This is a genomic window from Aeromonas aquatica (genome assembly GCF_000764655.1).
Taxonomy (GTDB): Bacteria; Pseudomonadota; Gammaproteobacteria; order Enterobacterales; family Aeromonadaceae; genus Aeromonas; species Aeromonas aquatica.
Genome location: NZ_JRGL01000152.1, coordinates 1 through 15,707, shown reverse-complemented (window position 1 = coordinate 15,707; position 15,707 = coordinate 1). Strand labels below are relative to the sequence as shown.

Below are 15,707 nucleotides of genomic sequence, written 5' to 3'. Positions count from 1 at the left end.
ACGTAATTGGGACATAGCCTTTTTTATGGCCGCACGGTCTGATCGTTAAGCCTGCAGCCATCTCATTGCCGTTCATTGTCCATTTTTGTCGCGGAAAAAAAGGTGTCGAACACCCCCCCTCTGATGGGGGCTGCCCCCATATGGTGGGATGGTGGCGCAAAAGTTCTGCTCTAGGGTGGATTGGCCCCAAAGAGGGCCTTAAGGAAGCAAACCGCCTGATGGCGCCACTCAACGAATAAGGATATTTGATGAACGCAACTCCCATTGCCCTGCTGCTGGCCGGCGTGCTGGCCTCTCCGCTCTGCGCCGCCGGACTCGATGCCAGGCTCACCCTGGTGGAGGGCGGTACCGAGGATGTGCGGGTCAACCTGACTCTGACCAACACCGGTGACCAACCCATCCGCCTGCTCAAGTGGCAACTGCCGGGCAGCGAGGATGCCCCCCTGTTCCTGGTGGAACGCGATGGCCAGAAGGTCAGCTATGAGGGGGCCCTGATCAAGCGGGCCGCGCCGACCGACAAGGACTTCCAGCTGCTCAAGGCCGGCCAGAGCCTGACGCGGCAGGCGGAGGTGTCCGGTCTCTACGACATGAGCGCCCAGGGTCAGTATCAGATCCGTTATCAGTTGCCGACTGTGGCGCTGGAGGCGAAAGCCGCCAAAGCCAAACAGGCTCAGGCCAGCGAGTCCAACACCGTCAGCCTCTGGGTGGAAGGGGTGAGCGATGAGCGGCTGCAGGCCAAGGCCGCGCCGCTGGCCGACCCCCAGGCGGTGACCGCTTCGGTGAGCTTCAGCGGGCGCTGCACCAACACTCAGAAAACAGACATTCTGGCGGCACTGGACGCGGCCAGTGGTATTACCAATAACTCAACGGGTTATTTGGCAGTGGATAAACCCAGTGGCCAGCGTTATCGTAGCTGGTTTGGTGCCTATGATGCCGCTCGTTGGGATCAGACCGAGCTCCAGTTCAGCAAGATCAAGGATGCCATCGACAACAAGCCACTCACCTTCGATTGCGGCTGCAAGCAGAGCTACTTCGCCTATGTCTACCCGGATCAGCCCTACAAGGTCTATCTGTGCAAGAGCTTCTGGACGGCCCCCGTCACCGGGACCGACTCCCGCGCCGGCACCATAGTCCACGAGCTGAGTCACTTCAACCTGGTGGCGGGCACCGATGATCTGGGTTACGGTCAGGCCAATGCCCGCAACCTGGCGAGCACCGAGCCGCAGAAGGCACTGAACAACGCCGACAACCACGAGTATTTCGCCGAGAATACCCCGAGCGAAAATTGATGTGTGATGGGGCCGACAGGCCCCTTTTTATGTTGAAGGAGGCACCATGATGACGCTCTTGCTGACCACCCTCGCGCTCGCCCCCCTGAGGTGCGAACTGTCGGTGCAGGCCGAAAGCCCGGTGAACGAGCCGTTGCCCCTGGTGATGACTTTGACCAACCAGGGGGAGGGGCCGCTCGAGGTGCTGAGCTGGTTCACCCCGTTCGAGGGCTGGTTCGCCGATGCTATCGATCTCACCCTGGCGGATCGGCCGGTGGCCTACAGGGGGCCGCTCGCCAAGCGGGGCAACCCCGGCGCCGACGACTTCTTCATCCTGGGTGCCGGCCAGCAGAGCCGGGCGGATGCGGAGCTGACCCAGGTCTACGACCTGTCACGTCCCGGGGTCTATCACCTCAGCTACCGCGCCCAGCCGCTGACCCTGACCCAGGGGGTGGCGCCGCGCTGTCCAGCCATCAGCTTTAGCCGTATCGCCGCGCCCTAGGCGGCGCTGCGCCCGGCATCGGTGTTCAGCAGCCCCACTGCGCGGGCGGCCACCGCGAGATAGTGGGCCCCATGGCGGGGTGAGCGGGCCTGCTCCCGCCAGCAGCAGTGCACCAGTTTTATCACGTGATCGTCCAGGCTCGCGATCGCCAGCGGCAACACCTTCTCCCAGTCCAGCCCTGAAACGTCTGGCCAGCGCTGGGATCCCAGCGCCGGTGCCCCGACCGTGATATAGGCCGCGGCTGCGGCTTGCCACATCAGGGTCTGCCAAGGCTCCTGCAGCTCGGCGGGCAGATGACGGGCGACGATGGCGGCGGCCCGGCTGCCGGTCACCAGGTGCAGCAGGGTGAAGTTGCGGGTCTGCCAATAGAGCGGCAGGGCGGCCTCGGCCAGTTGCAGCAACACCTCTGTTCCTTCCTCCAGGCTGCGTGGCAGCGAGTCAGGCCAGCGCGGGTCCGCCGCCACTTGGCGCAGGCGGGCGGTGATCCACTCTCCTTGCCAGCTCGATCCCTCCCACTGCGCCGACAGCCTGGCCAGCAGGCGAGTGACGTCCCGGCAGGGGGCCCCCGTGCCGGCAGGCAGGATCAGGGGCTTGCATTGCCAGGCGGCCAGGGCGGCGGCCTGCTCTCCCTGATGACCATTTTCCAGTGCGCAGGCGAAGCGGATCAGGGGATGAAAGGCGCCTCCCGCGGGGGAGAGGCGCTGGGACAACAGGGCCTCGAAGGTCGGCAGCCAACCCTCCTCGGCAAAGCGGATGGCTAGCTGTTGGCGTAGTTGCACGAAACGACGCTCCTCCTCATCTCCCTGGTTTTCCGTTCCGGCGGGCAGGGAATGGGTACTTTGCCAATGGGCAAAGAAATGCTGTAACTGAGCCGGCGTCGCGCCCATCTCATGCAGGGCGTGCAGTGCCATGGGGCAGTGATTGGTGGTGTCACGGCCGTTGAGGGCGAAGGCCGCGTTGGCATCGAGCAGGGAAGAGAGAAAATCCATAATCCTTTGACTCCTGTTGTCGGGGAAGACAGGATTGTGCAAGTTAAAGCTAACTTGAGGTCAAGGATGGAAAGGGATCGCAAGTGGTTGGCCATAGGCCAGATAGCCAAGCGTGCCGGTGTCAACGCCAGTGCCTTGCGTTTTTACGAGGAAAAGGGGCTGATCCAGAGCCTGCGTAGCGACGGAGGTCAGCGCCTCTATCCACGGGATGCGCTGCGCCGCATCGCCTTTATCCGGGTGGCACAAGGGATGGGGCTGAGCCTCGGCGAGATTGCCGAGGCGCTGGCTGGGCTGCCCGACGGCCGCACGCCGGATCGCCGTGACTGGGAGCAGATCGCCGGTCAGTGGCAAGGGCTGCTCGAACGGCGCATCGAGGCCTTGCAGCTGATGAAGCGCAAACTAGGCGCCTGCATCGGCTGTGGTTGTCTGTCGCTGGAACATTGCGCCCTCTACAACCCTGAGGACCAGGCAGCCTCTGGGGGTAGCGGCCCCCGCTATCTGCTGGGGGACCAGCCCCCCGCCGAGGATTGAACCGCGCAAAGGATGGACAATGGCGGGCCCGGCGGTTGCTGTGCGTCCCTCAGGCAGCCACGGCGTGCCAGCCTGCAGGTCAACAATCTCATCACCGAATGAATTAATGCCCATTCGAGCTCGTTATTTTTGTTATCCATTATTTCGCTAAATATCCCCGTATTTCATGCTTTGGTAATGGAACGCCCCACGTTATGTTTTGTCCATGCAGACAACCAGCCCGATGAATATAAGGCGATGAAGCCGATATATTAATCTCGGTCGGTAACGGCAGAACCCAATTAAATAATTGCATGGCTCCTGATGAAGTTCATTGGCACGCATTCTGGATGTTCATAAATATAACGAGGTGAATAATGAAAAAGCTGCAATCCCTGTTTTTATTGTCCGCCCTGCCACTGGCCTTGCTGACATCGGCACAGGCACAATCCAGTCTCGCCGCCATCCAGAGCGCCGGGGTGATCAAGATAGGCACGGAAGGGGCCTACCCTCCCTTCACCTATCACGACAAGAGCGGCAAGCTGGTGGGCTTTGACGTTGAGATTGGCGAGCTGATCGCAAGCGGCCTCGGCGTGAAGCCGGAGTTTGTGGAGGGCAAGTGGGACGGGCTCATCGCCGGGGTGGATGCCAAGCGCTACGATCTGGTGCTCAACGAGGTGGCCATCACTCCTGAGCGACTCAAGAAGTACGATTTTTCAGACCCTTATATCACCTCCAAGGCGGTGGTGGTGGTCCACAGCGACAACGACAGCATCAAGAGCTTCGCGGATCTGAAGGGCAAGAAATCCTCCCAGTCCCTGACCAGCAACTTCGCCCAGCTGGCCAAGACGTCGGGAGCCGAGGTGGTGGCCACCGAGGGCTTCAACCAGTCCCTTGAGCTGGTGCTGACCGGGCGGGTGGATGCCACCATCAATGACAGCCTCTCCTATCTGGACTTCAAGAAGCAGAAGCCGGACGCCAAGCTGAAGGTGGCGGCGACCGAGCCGAAGGGGGATCAATCTGCCGCCCTGCTCGCCAAGGGACAGCCTGAATTGCTGGCCGCCATCAATCAGACGCTGCGCACCGCCAAGCAAGACGGCAGCTATCAGAAAATATCGCTGAAATATTTTGGTACCGACGTCTCGAATTAATAAGTCAGCAGAATAATAACAATAAAGGAGAATTAACGTGCCAACCTGGTTGCAGTTAATGATCGATTCTTTTTGGCCCCTGCTCAGTGCGGGGCTTATTTTTACGGTGCCACTGACCCTGCTCACCTTCGTGCTCGGCATATTGCTCGGTTTTGTGGTGGCGCTGGCGCGATTATATGGCCCGGCACCGCTGGTGGTGCTGGTACGCTTCTATGTCTGGCTTATTCGAGGCACGCCGCTGCTGGTGCAGCTCTTTCTCATCTTCTACGGCTTGCCGAGCGCCGGCATAGTGCTGGATGCCTTCACCGCCGCTGTCATCGGTTTCACCCTCAATATCGGTGCCTACAGCTCGGAGATCATCCGCGCGACCCTGGCCGCGATCCCGAAAGGGCAGTGGGAGGCGGCCTATTCCATCGGCATGAGCTGGCCCCAAGCGATGTGGCGGGTGATCCTGCCACAGGCGGCGCGCATCGCGGTGCCACCGCTCTCCAACACCTTTATCTCGCTGGTCAAGGACACCTCCCTGGCGGCGGCGGTGACGGTGCCCGAGCTGTTCCAGGCGGCCCAGCGACTCGCCTCCGTCACCTATGAGCCGCTCATCCTCTACATAGAGACGGCCATCATCTACCTGATGTTCAGCTCGGTACTCTCCGCTCTGCAAGACCGGCTGGAGCGCAAGTTGACCCACAAAGAGACCCGGGAGGTCGCCCTATGATCCGGTTGAGTGGCATCGAGAAGCAGTTCGGCGCTCAGAAGGTGCTGAAGGGAGTGGATCTGGCCATGGCGGCGGGCAGCGTCACCGCCCTGATCGGCCCCTCCGGCAGCGGCAAGAGCACCTTGTTGCGCTGTGTGAACCTGTTGGAGCGGCCGGATGCGGGGCAGCTGGTGCTGGGGGGGAGCGAGCTCGATTTCTCGCGCCACCTGTCGCGCCAGAGCGTGCTGAGCCTGCGCCAGCAGACCGGCATGGTGTTTCAGAACTTCCAGCTGTTTCCGCACATGACGGTGCTGGAGAACGTGATGGAGGGGCTGGTGACGGTGCTGAAGTGGCCGAAGGCCAAGGCGGTGGCGCGTGGTTTGCTGCTGCTCGACAAAGTGGGGCTCAGTCACAAGGCCGAGGCAGTTCCCGCAACCCTGTCTGGCGGTCAGCAGCAACGAGTCGCCATCGCACGGGCCCTGGCACCAGCCCCCAAGGTATTATTGTGCGACGAGCCGACCTCGGCGCTGGATCCCGAGCTGGCGCTGGAGGTGGTGGCCGTGCTGCGCCAGCTGGCCCGGGAAGGCACCACCATGCTCATTGCCACCCACGACTTGCGTCTGGCGTCCCAGATTGCCCAGCAGGTGATCTTTCTGGAGGCGGGGGAGGTGGTGGAGGCGGGCAGTACGCGCCAGATGTTTACCGCCCCCAAGCGGGCACGCACCTTCGAGTACATCTCCACCCTGACCGAGCGGTTGCCGGAGAACTGGAGTATCTAGCGGCCGTCGTGGTGAACGGGTGGTTAGCCACCTAAAGAAACAGCCCCGCAGATGCGGGGCTGTTTCTTTGGGGGAGGTGAACCTTAGATGGCAGATTAAACGGCCAGATAGTCCATGATCCCTTCGGCGGCCTTGCGACCCTCGTAGATGGCGGTGACCACCAGATCCGAGCCGCGCACCGCATCGCCACCGGCGAACACCTTGGGGTTGCTGGTCTGGAAGGCGTAATCCGCCTTCTCACTCGCCTTGATGCGATCCCGGCTGTCGAGATCGATGCCAAAATCTGCCATCCAGGGCTGGGGGTTGGGCTGGAAGCCAAACGCCATCACCACCGCATCGGCGGCCAGCACCTGCTCGGAACCTTCGATCACCACCGGATTGCGGCGGCCATTGGCATCGGGTGCGCCGAGCTCGGTGCTCACCACCTTGATGCCGCAGGTGCGACCATGGGCATCGAGCTCCACGCCGATGGGCTGCAGGTTGAACATGAATTCCACCCCTTCCTCGTGGGCGTTCTTCACCTCCCGCTTGGAGCCGGGCATGTTCTCGGCGTCGCGACGGTAGGCGCAGATCACCTTGTCGGCGCCCTGGCGGATGGCGGTGCGCACGCAGTCCATGGCGGTATCGCCACCGCCGAGCACCACCACCTGTTTGCCTGCGAAGTCGATGTAATCGGCCTGTGCCTTCTCGAAGCCCAACAGTCGGTTGGCGTTGGAGATGAGGTAGGGCAGGGCGTCGTACACGCCGGGCGCGGTCTCATTCTCGAAGCCACCCTTCATGAACTTGTAGGTGCCGACCCCGAGGAAGACCGCATCGAACTCACCGAGCAAGTCGGCGAAGGTGACATCCCGGCCCACCTCGGTCTCGAGACGGAACTCGATCCCCATGCCCTCGAAGATCTCGCGCCGGCGTTGCATCACCTCTTTTTCCAGCTTGAAGGAGGGGATGCCGAAGGTCAGCAGGCCGCCGATCTCCGGATACTTGTCGAACACCACGGCGCTGACACCGCTGCGCGCCAGCACGTCGGCGCAGGCGAGTCCGGCCGGGCCGGCGCCGATGACGGCGACCCGTTTGCCGGTCTGGACCACCTTGGAGAGATCAGGGCGCCAGCCCATCTCGAACGCCTTGTCGGTGATGTATTTCTCGATGTTGCCTATGGTGACGGCGCCGAAGCGATCGTTGAGGGTGCAGGCACCCTCGCACAGGCGGTCTTGCGGGCAGACCCGGCCGCACACTTCCGGCAGGCTGTTGGTCTGGTGGGAGAGCTCCACCGCCTCTAGGATGCGCCCCTCGTTGGCCAGTTTCAGCCAGTTGGGGATGTAGTTGTGCACCGGGCACTTCCACTCGCAATAGGGGTTGCCGCAGTCGAGGCAGCGATCCGCCTGCATGCCGACCTGGGCCTGATTGAAGGGCTCGTAGATCTCCACAAACTGGATCTTGCGGATCTTGAGCGGTTTCTTCGGCGGGTCGACCCGCTGGACGTCGATAAACTGGAATACGTTCTGGCTCATAGGGTTCCCTCCTTATTGCGCCTGGATTCTGAGTTCTGCACTAGAGCGGCTGGTGTGGCCAAGCAGGGACTTGACGTCGCTGGACTTGGGTTTGATCAGCCTGAACTTGGGCACATAGGAGTCGAAATTGGCCAGGATCTCCTCGGCGCGCGAGCTGCCTGTCTCATTGAGGTGCGCCGTGATGATACCGCGCAGGTGCTCCTGATGGATGGCGAGATCCGCCACGTCCAGCAGTTCCACCAGCTCGGGGTTGGTGCGCTTGGCAAAGTTGCCGCACTCGTCGAGCACGTAGGCAAAGCCGCCTGTCATGCCCGCCGCGAAGTTGACGCCCGTGGTACCGAGTATGGTGACGATGCCGCCTGTCATATATTCACAGCCGTTGTCGCCTATCCCCTCGACCACCGCCAGGGCGCCGGAGTTGCGCACCGCGAAGCGCTCGCCCGCGGTGCCTGCGGCGTAGAGCTTGCCGCCGGTGGCGCCGTAGAGGCAGGTGTTGCCGATGATGGCCGCCTCGTGGGACTTGAATGCCACGCCGACGTGGGGTTTGACCACCAGCTTGCCGCCGGTCATGCCCTTGCCCACGTAGTCGTTGGCGTCGCCGGTGAGTATCATCTCGAGGCCGCCGGCGTTCCAGACGCCGAAGCTCTGGCCCGCGGTGCCGTTGAAGTGGACCCGTACCGGATCCGCCGCCATGCCCTGGTTGCCGTGGCGCTTGACGATCTCGCCAGACAGGCGCGCCCCCACCGAGCGGTCGGTGTTGCGGATGTCGTAGCGGAATTCACCGCCCGACTTGTGCTCGACCGCCTCCAGCAGGTCGTCCACCATCTTGAGGTTGAGCGGCCCCTTGTCGAAGGTCGGGTTGTGCTGCTGGCTGAACAGGCTGGAGCCTGCCGGTGCTACCGGGCTCGCCAGTATGCCGGAGAGATCCAGCTTGGCCTGACGGGCGGTGAGGCCGGGCAGGGCTTCGAGCAAGTCGGTGCGACCGATGAGATCCGTCAGTTGGCTGACACCAAGCTTGGCCATCAGTTCGCGGGTCTCTTCGGCGATGAACTTGAAGTAGTTCATCACCATCTCCGGCAGGCCGGTGAAGTGCTCGCGGCGCAGCTTCTCATCCTGGGTCGCGACGCCGGTGGCGCAGTTGTTCAGGTGGCAGATGCGCAGGTATTTGCAACCGAGCGCCACCATGGGGCCGGTACCGAAGCCGAAGCTCTCGGCGCCGAGGATGGCCGCCTTGATGATGTCGAGGCCGGTCTTGAGACCGCCGTCCACCTGTAGCCGCACCTTGTGGCGCAGGCCGTTGGCGACCAGCGCCTGTTGGGTCTCGGCCAGGCCCAGCTCCCAGGGGGAACCGGCGTATTTCACCGAGCTCAGGGGGCTGGCACCGGTGCCGCCGTCATAACCCGAGACGGTGATGAAGTCGGCATAGGCCTTGGCCACGCCGCAGGCGATGGTACCGACACCGGGCTCGGACACCAGCTTGACCGACACCAGGCAGTCCGGGTTGATCTGCTTGATGTCGAAGATGAGCTGGGCCAGATCCTCGATGGAGTAGATGTCGTGGTGCGGCGGCGGCGAGATCAGGGTCACGCCGGGCACCGAGTAACGCAGCTTGGCTATCTGGGCGGTGACCTTGTCACCGGGCAGCTGGCCACCTTCACCGGGCTTGGCGCCCTGGGCCACCTTGATCTGCACCACGTCCGCATTCATCAGGTAGTGCGGGGTGACGCCGAAGCGCCCCGAGGCGACCTGCTTGATGCGTGAATTCTTCTCGGTGCCGAAGCGCTTGGGATCTTCACCACCTTCACCGGAGTTGCTCTTGCCGCCGAGCCGGTTCATGGCCACGGCCAGCGCCTCGTGCGCCTCAGGCCCCAGGGCGCCTATGGACATGGCGGCGGAGTCGAAGCGGGGGAACAGGTTGGCGGCAGGCTCTACCTGCTCCAGTGCAATGGGGTTGGCTACGGCCTTGAGGGCGAGCAGATCGCGCAGGGTGGCGACCGGGCGCTCATTCACCAGGCGGGCGTACTCCTTGTAATCGGCGTAGTCGCCGGAGCGCACCGCCACTTGCAGGCTCTGCACCACGTCCGGGTTGTAGGTGTGGTACTCGCCACCGTGGACGAACTTGAGCAGACCGCCCTGAGTGAGCTCCTTGCGCGCCAACCAGGCCTGGCGGGCCAGGTTGACCTGATCCTGCTGGATGTCGCCAAAGTCACTGCCCTGGATACGGCTGGCGACGCCGCGGAAGCACAGCTCGACCACGGATTGGGAGAGACCCACCGCCTCGAACAGCTGGGAGCAGCGGTAGCTAGCCACAGTGCTGATGCCCATCTTGGACATCACCTTGTAGAGGCCCTTGTTGATGCCGTTGCGGTAGTTGAGCATGGCCTGGCGCAGGCTCATCTTGAGCACGCCTTCCTCTACTTGCTTGGCGAGGGTCTCGTAGGCGAGATAGGGATAAATGGCGGTGGCGCCAAAGCCCAGCAGCACGGAGAAGTGGTGCGGATCGCGCACGCTAGCGGTTTCCACCAAAATATTGGCATCACAGCGCAGGTTGTTGTCGACTAGGGTGCGTTGCACCGCGCCCACCGCCATGGCGGCGGGGATGGGCAGGGTATCGGCACTGACGTCCCGATCCGACAGGATCAGCAGGACGGTACCACCACGTGCCTTGTCGGCTGCGTCGTTGCACAGCCGCTCCAGCGCCCCTTGCAGCCCCTCTTCGGGCAGGTAGTTGAGGCTCAGCACCGCATGACGGTAGTGTTCCCCCTCCAGCGCCAGCAGCTGATGGAAGTCGGAGTAGAGCAGGATCGGCGACTGGAACAGCACCCGGTGGGCGTGGCCGAAGGTCTCGTTGAACACGTTCTGCTCGCGGCCGATACAGGTGGCCAGCGACATGACGTGATTCTCCCGCAGCGGATCGATGGGCGGGTTGGTGACTTGGGCGAACATCTGGCGGAAGTAGTCGTACAGGGTACGTTGGCTGGAGGAGAGCACCGCCATCGGGGTGTCATCCCCCATGGAGCCCACCGCCTCCTGGCCGTTCTCGCCGAGCACGCGGATGATCTGATCCAGCTCCTCGTAGGAGTAGCCGAACAGTTTCTGATAGGTCTTGAGCTGATCGTCCGAGAACTCGCGGGCGCCGGTGCTGGCGTCATCCATCTGCTCGAACGGCACCAGCCGCTTGCAGTGCTTGTCCATCCACTGCTTGTAGGTGTGACGGCTCTTGAGATCGTCATCGATCTCGAAGCTGGTCCACACCTTGCCGTTGCTGGTATCCACCACGAACAGCTCGCCCGGACCGACCCGGCCCTTCTCCAACACCTCGTCGGGGGTGTAGTCCCAGGTGCCGACCTCGGAGGCGAGGGTGATGAACTTGTCCTTGGTGATGACGTAGCGGGCTGGGCGCAGGCCGTTACGGTCCAGCGCGCAGGTGGCGTAGCGGCCATCGGTCATGACGATGCCGGCCGGACCATCCCAGGGCTCCATGTGCATGGAGTTGAAGTCATAGAAGGCGCGCAGATCGTCATCCATGTTCGGGTGCTTCTGCCATGCAGGCGGGATCAGCAGGCGCATAGCCCGGAACAGGTCCATGCCACCGGCCAGGAAGAGATCCAGCATGTTGTCGAGGCTGGAGGAGTCGGAGCCCGTGGTGTTGACGAAGGGGGCCGCCTCTTGCAGATCCGGAATGAGCGGGGTGGCGAACTTGTAGCTGCGCGCCTTGGCCCACTGGCGGTTGCCGGCTATGGTGTTGATCTCGCCGTTGTGGGCGAGATAACGGAAGGGTTGCGCCAGCGGCCAGCGCGGGCTGGTGTTGGTGGAGAAGCGCTGGTGGAACACGCAGATGGCGGCCTGCATGCGGATGTCGGCGAGATCCAGATAGAAGCGCGGCAAATCCACCGGCATGCACAGTCCTTTGTAGACGGTGACCAGGTTGGAGAGGCTGACCACATAGAAGTAGTCGTCGCTGATGCGCTTCTCGATGCGGCGGCGCACTATATAAAGGCGGCGCTCGAGATCCTTGTCGACCCAGCCTGGCGGCGCGTTGACAAAGACCTGTTCAATGCTGGGCAGGGACGCCTTGGCAATGGGACCGAGCACATTGGTATCGATGGGCACCTTGCGCCAACCGACCAGACTCAGGGTCTCTCTTTCCAGCTCCTCGTCGATGATGTCGCGGGTCTGCTGGGCCAATACGGGGTCCGGGTTGAGGAACAGCATGCCAACCGCATAGTTGCGGCCCAGGTGCCATCCCTTCTCTTCGGCGACAGCGCGATAGAAGCTGTCCGGTTTTTGCAGCAGCAGACCACAGCCATCGCCGGTCTTGCCGTCGGCGGAGATACCGCCGCGGTGCTGCATGCGAGCCAAGGCTGACATCGCGAGACGGACAAGCTTGTGGCTGGCTTCCCCTTCCATGTGGGCCAACAGGCCGAAGCCACAGTTATCCCTCTCCAGCTTTGGATCATATAGTGACATTGCATTTCTCCCTTGCTCGGCCTTCCATCGCACTGTCATCGACAGACTGCATAAATTGCGATTGGCTCTTGTGGTTCCGTCCGCCTGAGGTGGCGAATCTCCAAACTAATGGGATTTTCGGGCAAGGTCAATTGGACATCCCGCTTGTTTGCAATGTTACACCGCCATAACAAAATGTCGGTTTTAGAGTGTTGAGGGGGAATTATCTCAATAAAAATCTTTAATATTTATATATTGTAGTTTTTTGTGCTGATAACTTTGGCTTTAGTGGTTGACTGCATCGTGCCGGTGAACTGTAGTAATCTTACCAACCCTGGGTCATGAGGTCTGGCAGGGATCACATTTCGGCGTTCTGCGTCTTGCATTTATCCCCATGCGGGCTATTGAAGAAATTTCAATGTCTTACATAGAGTTATGAGATCCATTTCGGCTCTTCTCTCATCTTGCATGTCGACGTAATGGTTTCCAAAAGTACCCTGAGCCCTCAGTTGGCGGATACTTATTCGGTATATGATGAATATTTATATGTTTTTGGTTCCCGGCTTCGCTTGATCCAGCTCAGCCTCCCGACTGGCTCCCGCCCGTACAATGGCGCCCCTTTAGCGGAGGTGTCATGCAGTTACACGAACTCGTCAATACATTCGGCCAGGATCTCAAGCAGCGGCACGGCCAGAAGATCCACAAACTCTCCATTCACGGCGCCTTCACCTGCCCGAATAGAGACGGCACCCTGGGGCGCGGTGGCTGCACCTTCTGCAACGTCTCCTCCTTCGCCGACGAGTCGGCCCAGCAGCTCTCAGTGGTGCAGCAACTGCTGGCCCGCCGGGACGAGGTCACCCGGGCCAAACGCTACCTCGCCTATTTCCAGGCCTACACCAGCACCTATGCCGAGGTGGAATACCTGCAGCGCATGTATGAGGAGGCGTTGTCGGTCAGCGACATGGTGGGGATCTGCGTCGGCACCCGCCCCGACTGCGTGCCGGATGCGGTGCTGGATCTGCTGTCCGGCTACCAGGCCCGAGGCTATGAGGTGTGGCTGGAGCTGGGCTTGCAGAGCGCCAGCGACAAGACGTTGCAGCGCATCAACCGGGGACACGGCTATGGCGCCTATGAAGATGCGGTGCGCCGTGCCCATCAAAGGGGCATCAAGGTCTGCGCTCACCTGATCGTCGGCCTGCCGGGAGAGGCGGCTATGGACAGTCTGGAGACCCTGCATCGCATCGTGGACACCGGTGTGGAGGGGATCAAGCTGCACCCGCTGCACGTGGTGGAGGGGAGTACCCTCGGCAAGGCCTGGCGGGCGGGGAGGCTGGAGGTGCCGACACTTGAGCAATATATAGAGGCGGCGGTGGCCATGATCCAGCACACGCCCCCCGAGGTGGTCTATCACCGCATCTCGGCTTCAGCCCGCCGTCCGACCCTGTTGGCCCCGGCTTGGTGCGAGAATCGCTGGACCGCCATGGCCGGTATCGCCACCGAGCTGGCTCGCTCCGGGTCCCAGGGACATAGCCTGGGTCGACCCTTCTCCCTCGACGGTTTTAATGAGTTGTCACTCTAATTTCATTAAAAAAACAGAGGCTTATTAGATGAAATTCAGTCTTTGCAGTATAGTTTCATTCAAGTCGCCTTGATAAGATGGTCGGCTTGAAAAAGATATTGTTATCAATAAGCTTCTATAATTTCCGAACCGGGCAGGATATCTTGCACTCGATGCCGCACTCTCATCGCCACCGAGTCCAGAACATAATGACAATCTTCCCGGCTTGACGATGTTTGGGTCTGGTGATGGCATCAAAAGGTCATTGCCCTGTGCGCTAATTTGGTTGTCGGCTTTCGGTGACGGACGTCAGGCTTCGTTATTCAAAAGACCGCCGTCACAATGAGGACGGTAATATTTCCCCGCGACAACCGTCTAAATCATGTTTTGACAGGATGCTATGCAAGCAGAAACTAGCCGTATTGATGAGCTATTGGAATGCCTGGTCTTCTTGACCCGCTTTTATGGCGTGCCCAACAGCCAGGATGCCTTGACTACCGGCTTGCCGTTGGTGTCCGGTCGTCTGAGCACGGTACTCTTTCCCCGCGCCGCCGAGCGTGGCGGCCTGTCCGCCCGCGAAGTGCTTCAGCCCCTCGCGGAAGTCTCCTCTCTGCTGCTGCCTTGTGTATTGCAGACCCGGAATGGTGGCGCCTGCATCCTGCTGGAATGGAATGAGGACAGGACTCAGGGCAGGGTGATCTTCCCCCAGGCCGGGGATGCGGCGCAGTGGGTCAGCACCGCCCAATTGGGTGACGAGTACAATGGCCGGCTGTTTTTCGTCAAGAAACAGTTCAAGTTCGATGAGCGTTCCCCCAAGGTGCTGGAGACCCGTGATGGACACTGGTTCTGGAGCACCTTGTTTGAATCCAGGGGGATCTACCGGGATGTACTGATCGCCTCCATCCTCATCAACTTGTTCGCGGTGGCCAGTCCGCTGTTCACCATGAACGTTTACGACAAGATAGTGCCCAACCTGGCGTTCGATTCCCTCTGGGTGTTAGCGGCAGGGGCCATGGTGGTGTTCACCTTTGATTTCGTGATGCGCCAACTGCGCAGCTACTTCATCGATATCGCGGGCAAGAAGTCGGACGTTCTGCTGTCGGCCAAGATTTTCGCCAAGGTGATGGGGATGAAGATGGAGTCCCGTCCCGCCTCTACGGGGGCCTTCGCCAAACACCTGCAGGAGTTTGAGTCAGTCCGGGAGTTCTTCACCTCGGCCACTGTGTCCACGCTCATCGACCTGCCCTTCGCCATCTTCTTCCTGCTGATCATCTGGATCTTCGCCGGCGTCATGGTGGTGGTGCCCATCGTCGCCATCCTGATCCTGGTGGCATACAGCTTCTATATCCAGGAGCCGCTCAAGCAGTCGATCGAGGAGGGTTCCCGTCTTGCCTCCCAGAAGAACGCCAACCTGATCGAGAGCATCTCCGGCCTTGAAACCGTCAAGATCTTCGGTGCCGAGAGCATGTTCCAGCATCGCTGGGAGCAGGCGGTGTCCCACATTTCCACCTGGGGCGTGCAAACCCGTCGCATCACCAACTCCATGTCGTCTCTGGCAAGCTACATCCAGCAGGTGGTGACAGTGGGGCTGGTCATCGTCGGGGTTTACCAGATTTCGGAAGGGCTGGTGACCATGGGCGGCATGATCGCCGCTGTCATGCTATCGAGCCGGGCCATCGCGCCCATGGTGCAGTTGTCCGTACTCTCCACCCGTTACAACCAGGCCAAGTCTGCGCTCGAGATCCTGGAGAAGATCATGACGACGCCGGGTGAGCAGGAGGAGGGGAAACAATATATTCATCACCCCATCATCGCGGGTCGCATCGAATTCGAGAACGTCTCCTTCAAATACCCGGGCATGGAAACCAGCACCCTGCACAACATCTCGCTGCGCATCGAGCCGGGTGAAAAGGTGGCCATCATAGGCCGGATCGGGGCGGGCAAGACCACCCTGGAGAAGCTGCTAATGGGACTCTATCGGCCCACCGACGGCTCTGTGCGACTCGATGGCTTCGAGCTGGATCAACTGGCGCCGGCCGCCATTCGCCGCAACATAGGCTGCGTACCGCAGGACGTGACTCTGTTCTTTGGCTCGGTGCGCGACAATATCATGCTGGGCAACCCGCTGGTGGATGATGCGCGCGTCTTGCGGGCGGCCAAGCGTGCCGGGGTGACCAACTTTACCAACCGGGATCCCAATGGGCTGGATCGGCAGATCGGCGAGGGGGGGCGTCAGCTCTCCGGGGGCCAGCGTCAGGCGATCCTGCTGGCTAGGGCCCTGCTCAATGATCCACCC

11 protein-coding genes are annotated in these 15,707 nt (G+C 61.3%); 8 read left to right on the top strand and 3 right to left on the bottom strand.

The genetic code is table 11. The annotated features are described in order from the left end of the window. The first annotated feature begins 248 nt into the window (after positions 1 to 248). Together LG30_RS0118840 and LG30_RS0118835 are read left to right on the top strand one after the other, a co-directional pair. The gene (locus LG30_RS0118840; RefSeq protein ID WP_033132230.1) at positions 249 to 1,289 is read left to right on the top strand and encodes a M35 family metalloendopeptidase; all 1,041 of its coding nucleotides are present in this window, start codon (positions 249 to 251) and stop codon (positions 1,287 to 1,289) included. Between the two features lie 46 nt (positions 1,290 to 1,335). Beyond that, entirely contained in the window at positions 1,336 to 1,770 is a 435-nt protein-coding gene (locus LG30_RS0118835) for a hypothetical protein (protein ID WP_033132229.1), read from the top strand. On the opposite strand, the gene LG30_RS0118830 is transcribed toward LG30_RS0118835, so the two are convergent. Then, complete coding sequence (locus LG30_RS0118830; RefSeq protein ID WP_033132228.1) at positions 1,767 to 2,759, bottom strand: questin oxidase family protein; 993 nt, start codon at positions 2,757 to 2,759, stop codon at positions 1,767 to 1,769. The two genes, LG30_RS0118835 and LG30_RS0118830, sit on opposite strands and share 4 nt — an antisense overlap. 66 nt (positions 2,760 to 2,825) lie before the next feature. Here LG30_RS0118830 and soxR point away from each other — a divergent pair, with 66 nt between their 5' ends. From soxR to LG30_RS0118810, 4 genes are all read left to right on the top strand, one after another. Then, positions 2,826 to 3,290 (top strand): redox-sensitive transcriptional activator SoxR, encoded by a 465-nt coding sequence (gene soxR, locus LG30_RS0118825; RefSeq protein WP_033132227.1) that lies wholly within the window; start codon positions 2,826 to 2,828, stop codon positions 3,288 to 3,290. Positions 3,291 to 3,646: 356 nt separating this feature from the next. Then, the gene (locus LG30_RS0118820) at positions 3,647 to 4,420 is read left to right on the top strand and encodes an amino acid ABC transporter substrate-binding protein (RefSeq protein ID WP_033132226.1); all 774 of its coding nucleotides are present in this window, start codon (positions 3,647 to 3,649) and stop codon (positions 4,418 to 4,420) included. A gap of 58 nt (positions 4,421 to 4,478) precedes the next feature. After that, positions 4,479 to 5,135, top strand: coding sequence for an amino acid ABC transporter permease (locus LG30_RS0118815; RefSeq protein ID WP_193354286.1), 657 nt, complete (start codon positions 4,479 to 4,481; stop codon positions 5,133 to 5,135). Then, positions 5,132 to 5,893: an amino acid ABC transporter ATP-binding protein gene (locus tag LG30_RS0118810; protein WP_033132224.1), complete on the top strand. Its 762-nt coding sequence runs from the start codon at positions 5,132 to 5,134 to the stop codon at positions 5,891 to 5,893. Before LG30_RS0118815 ends, LG30_RS0118810 begins: the two co-directional genes overlap by 4 nt. A gap of 95 nt (positions 5,894 to 5,988) precedes the next feature. Here the strand turns inward: LG30_RS0118810 and LG30_RS0118805 are convergent, their stop codons facing one another. Both LG30_RS0118805 and gltB read right to left on the bottom strand, forming a co-directional pair. Further along, complete coding sequence (locus LG30_RS0118805; RefSeq protein ID WP_033132223.1) at positions 5,989 to 7,404, bottom strand: FAD-dependent oxidoreductase; 1,416 nt, start codon at positions 7,402 to 7,404, stop codon at positions 5,989 to 5,991. A 12-nt stretch (positions 7,405 to 7,416) separates the two neighbouring features. Beyond that, on the bottom strand, positions 7,417 to 11,874 hold the full coding sequence (gene gltB / locus LG30_RS0118800) for a glutamate synthase large subunit (RefSeq protein ID WP_033132222.1): 4,458 nt from the start codon (positions 11,872 to 11,874) through the stop codon (positions 7,417 to 7,419). 613 nt (positions 11,875 to 12,487) lie between these two features. Between gltB and mnmL the strand changes: the two genes are divergently transcribed. Both mnmL and LG30_RS0118790 read left to right on the top strand, forming a co-directional pair. Continuing rightward, entirely contained in the window at positions 12,488 to 13,432 is a 945-nt protein-coding gene (gene mnmL, locus LG30_RS0118795) for a tRNA modification radical SAM protein MnmL/YtqA (RefSeq protein ID WP_033132221.1), read from the top strand. A gap of 379 nt (positions 13,433 to 13,811) precedes the next feature. Further along, positions 13,812 to 15,707: type I secretion system permease/ATPase (locus tag LG30_RS0118790; protein ID WP_033132231.1), on the top strand; the 1,896-nt coding region annotated here is incomplete at its 3' end.

Excerpts from the sequence above, each read along its gene's own strand:
- LG30_RS0118840 (WP_033132230.1), top strand. The coding sequence starts at position 249 with ATGAACGCAACTCCCATTGCCCTGCTGCTGGCCGGCGTGCTGGCCTCT.
- LG30_RS0118820 (WP_033132226.1), top strand. The coding sequence starts at position 3,647 with ATGAAAAAGCTGCAATCCCTGTTTTTATTGTCCGCCCTGCCACTGGCC.
- soxR (WP_033132227.1), top strand. The coding sequence starts at position 2,826 with ATGGAAAGGGATCGCAAGTGGTTGGCCATAGGCCAGATAGCCAAGCGT.
- LG30_RS0118835 (WP_033132229.1), top strand. The coding sequence starts at position 1,336 with ATGATGACGCTCTTGCTGACCACCCTCGCGCTCGCCCCCCTGAGGTGC.
- LG30_RS0118815 (WP_193354286.1), top strand. The coding sequence starts at position 4,479 with ATGATCGATTCTTTTTGGCCCCTGCTCAGTGCGGGGCTTATTTTTACG.
- mnmL (WP_033132221.1), top strand. The coding sequence starts at position 12,488 with ATGCAGTTACACGAACTCGTCAATACATTCGGCCAGGATCTCAAGCAG.
- LG30_RS0118805 (WP_033132223.1), bottom strand. The coding sequence starts at position 7,404 with ATGAGCCAGAACGTATTCCAGTTTATCGACGTCCAGCGGGTCGACCCG.
- gltB (WP_033132222.1), bottom strand. The coding sequence starts at position 11,874 with ATGTCACTATATGATCCAAAGCTGGAGAGGGATAACTGTGGCTTCGGC.
- LG30_RS0118830 (WP_033132228.1), bottom strand. The coding sequence starts at position 2,759 with ATGGATTTTCTCTCTTCCCTGCTCGATGCCAACGCGGCCTTCGCCCTC.
- LG30_RS0118810 (WP_033132224.1), top strand. The coding sequence starts at position 5,132 with ATGATCCGGTTGAGTGGCATCGAGAAGCAGTTCGGCGCTCAGAAGGTG.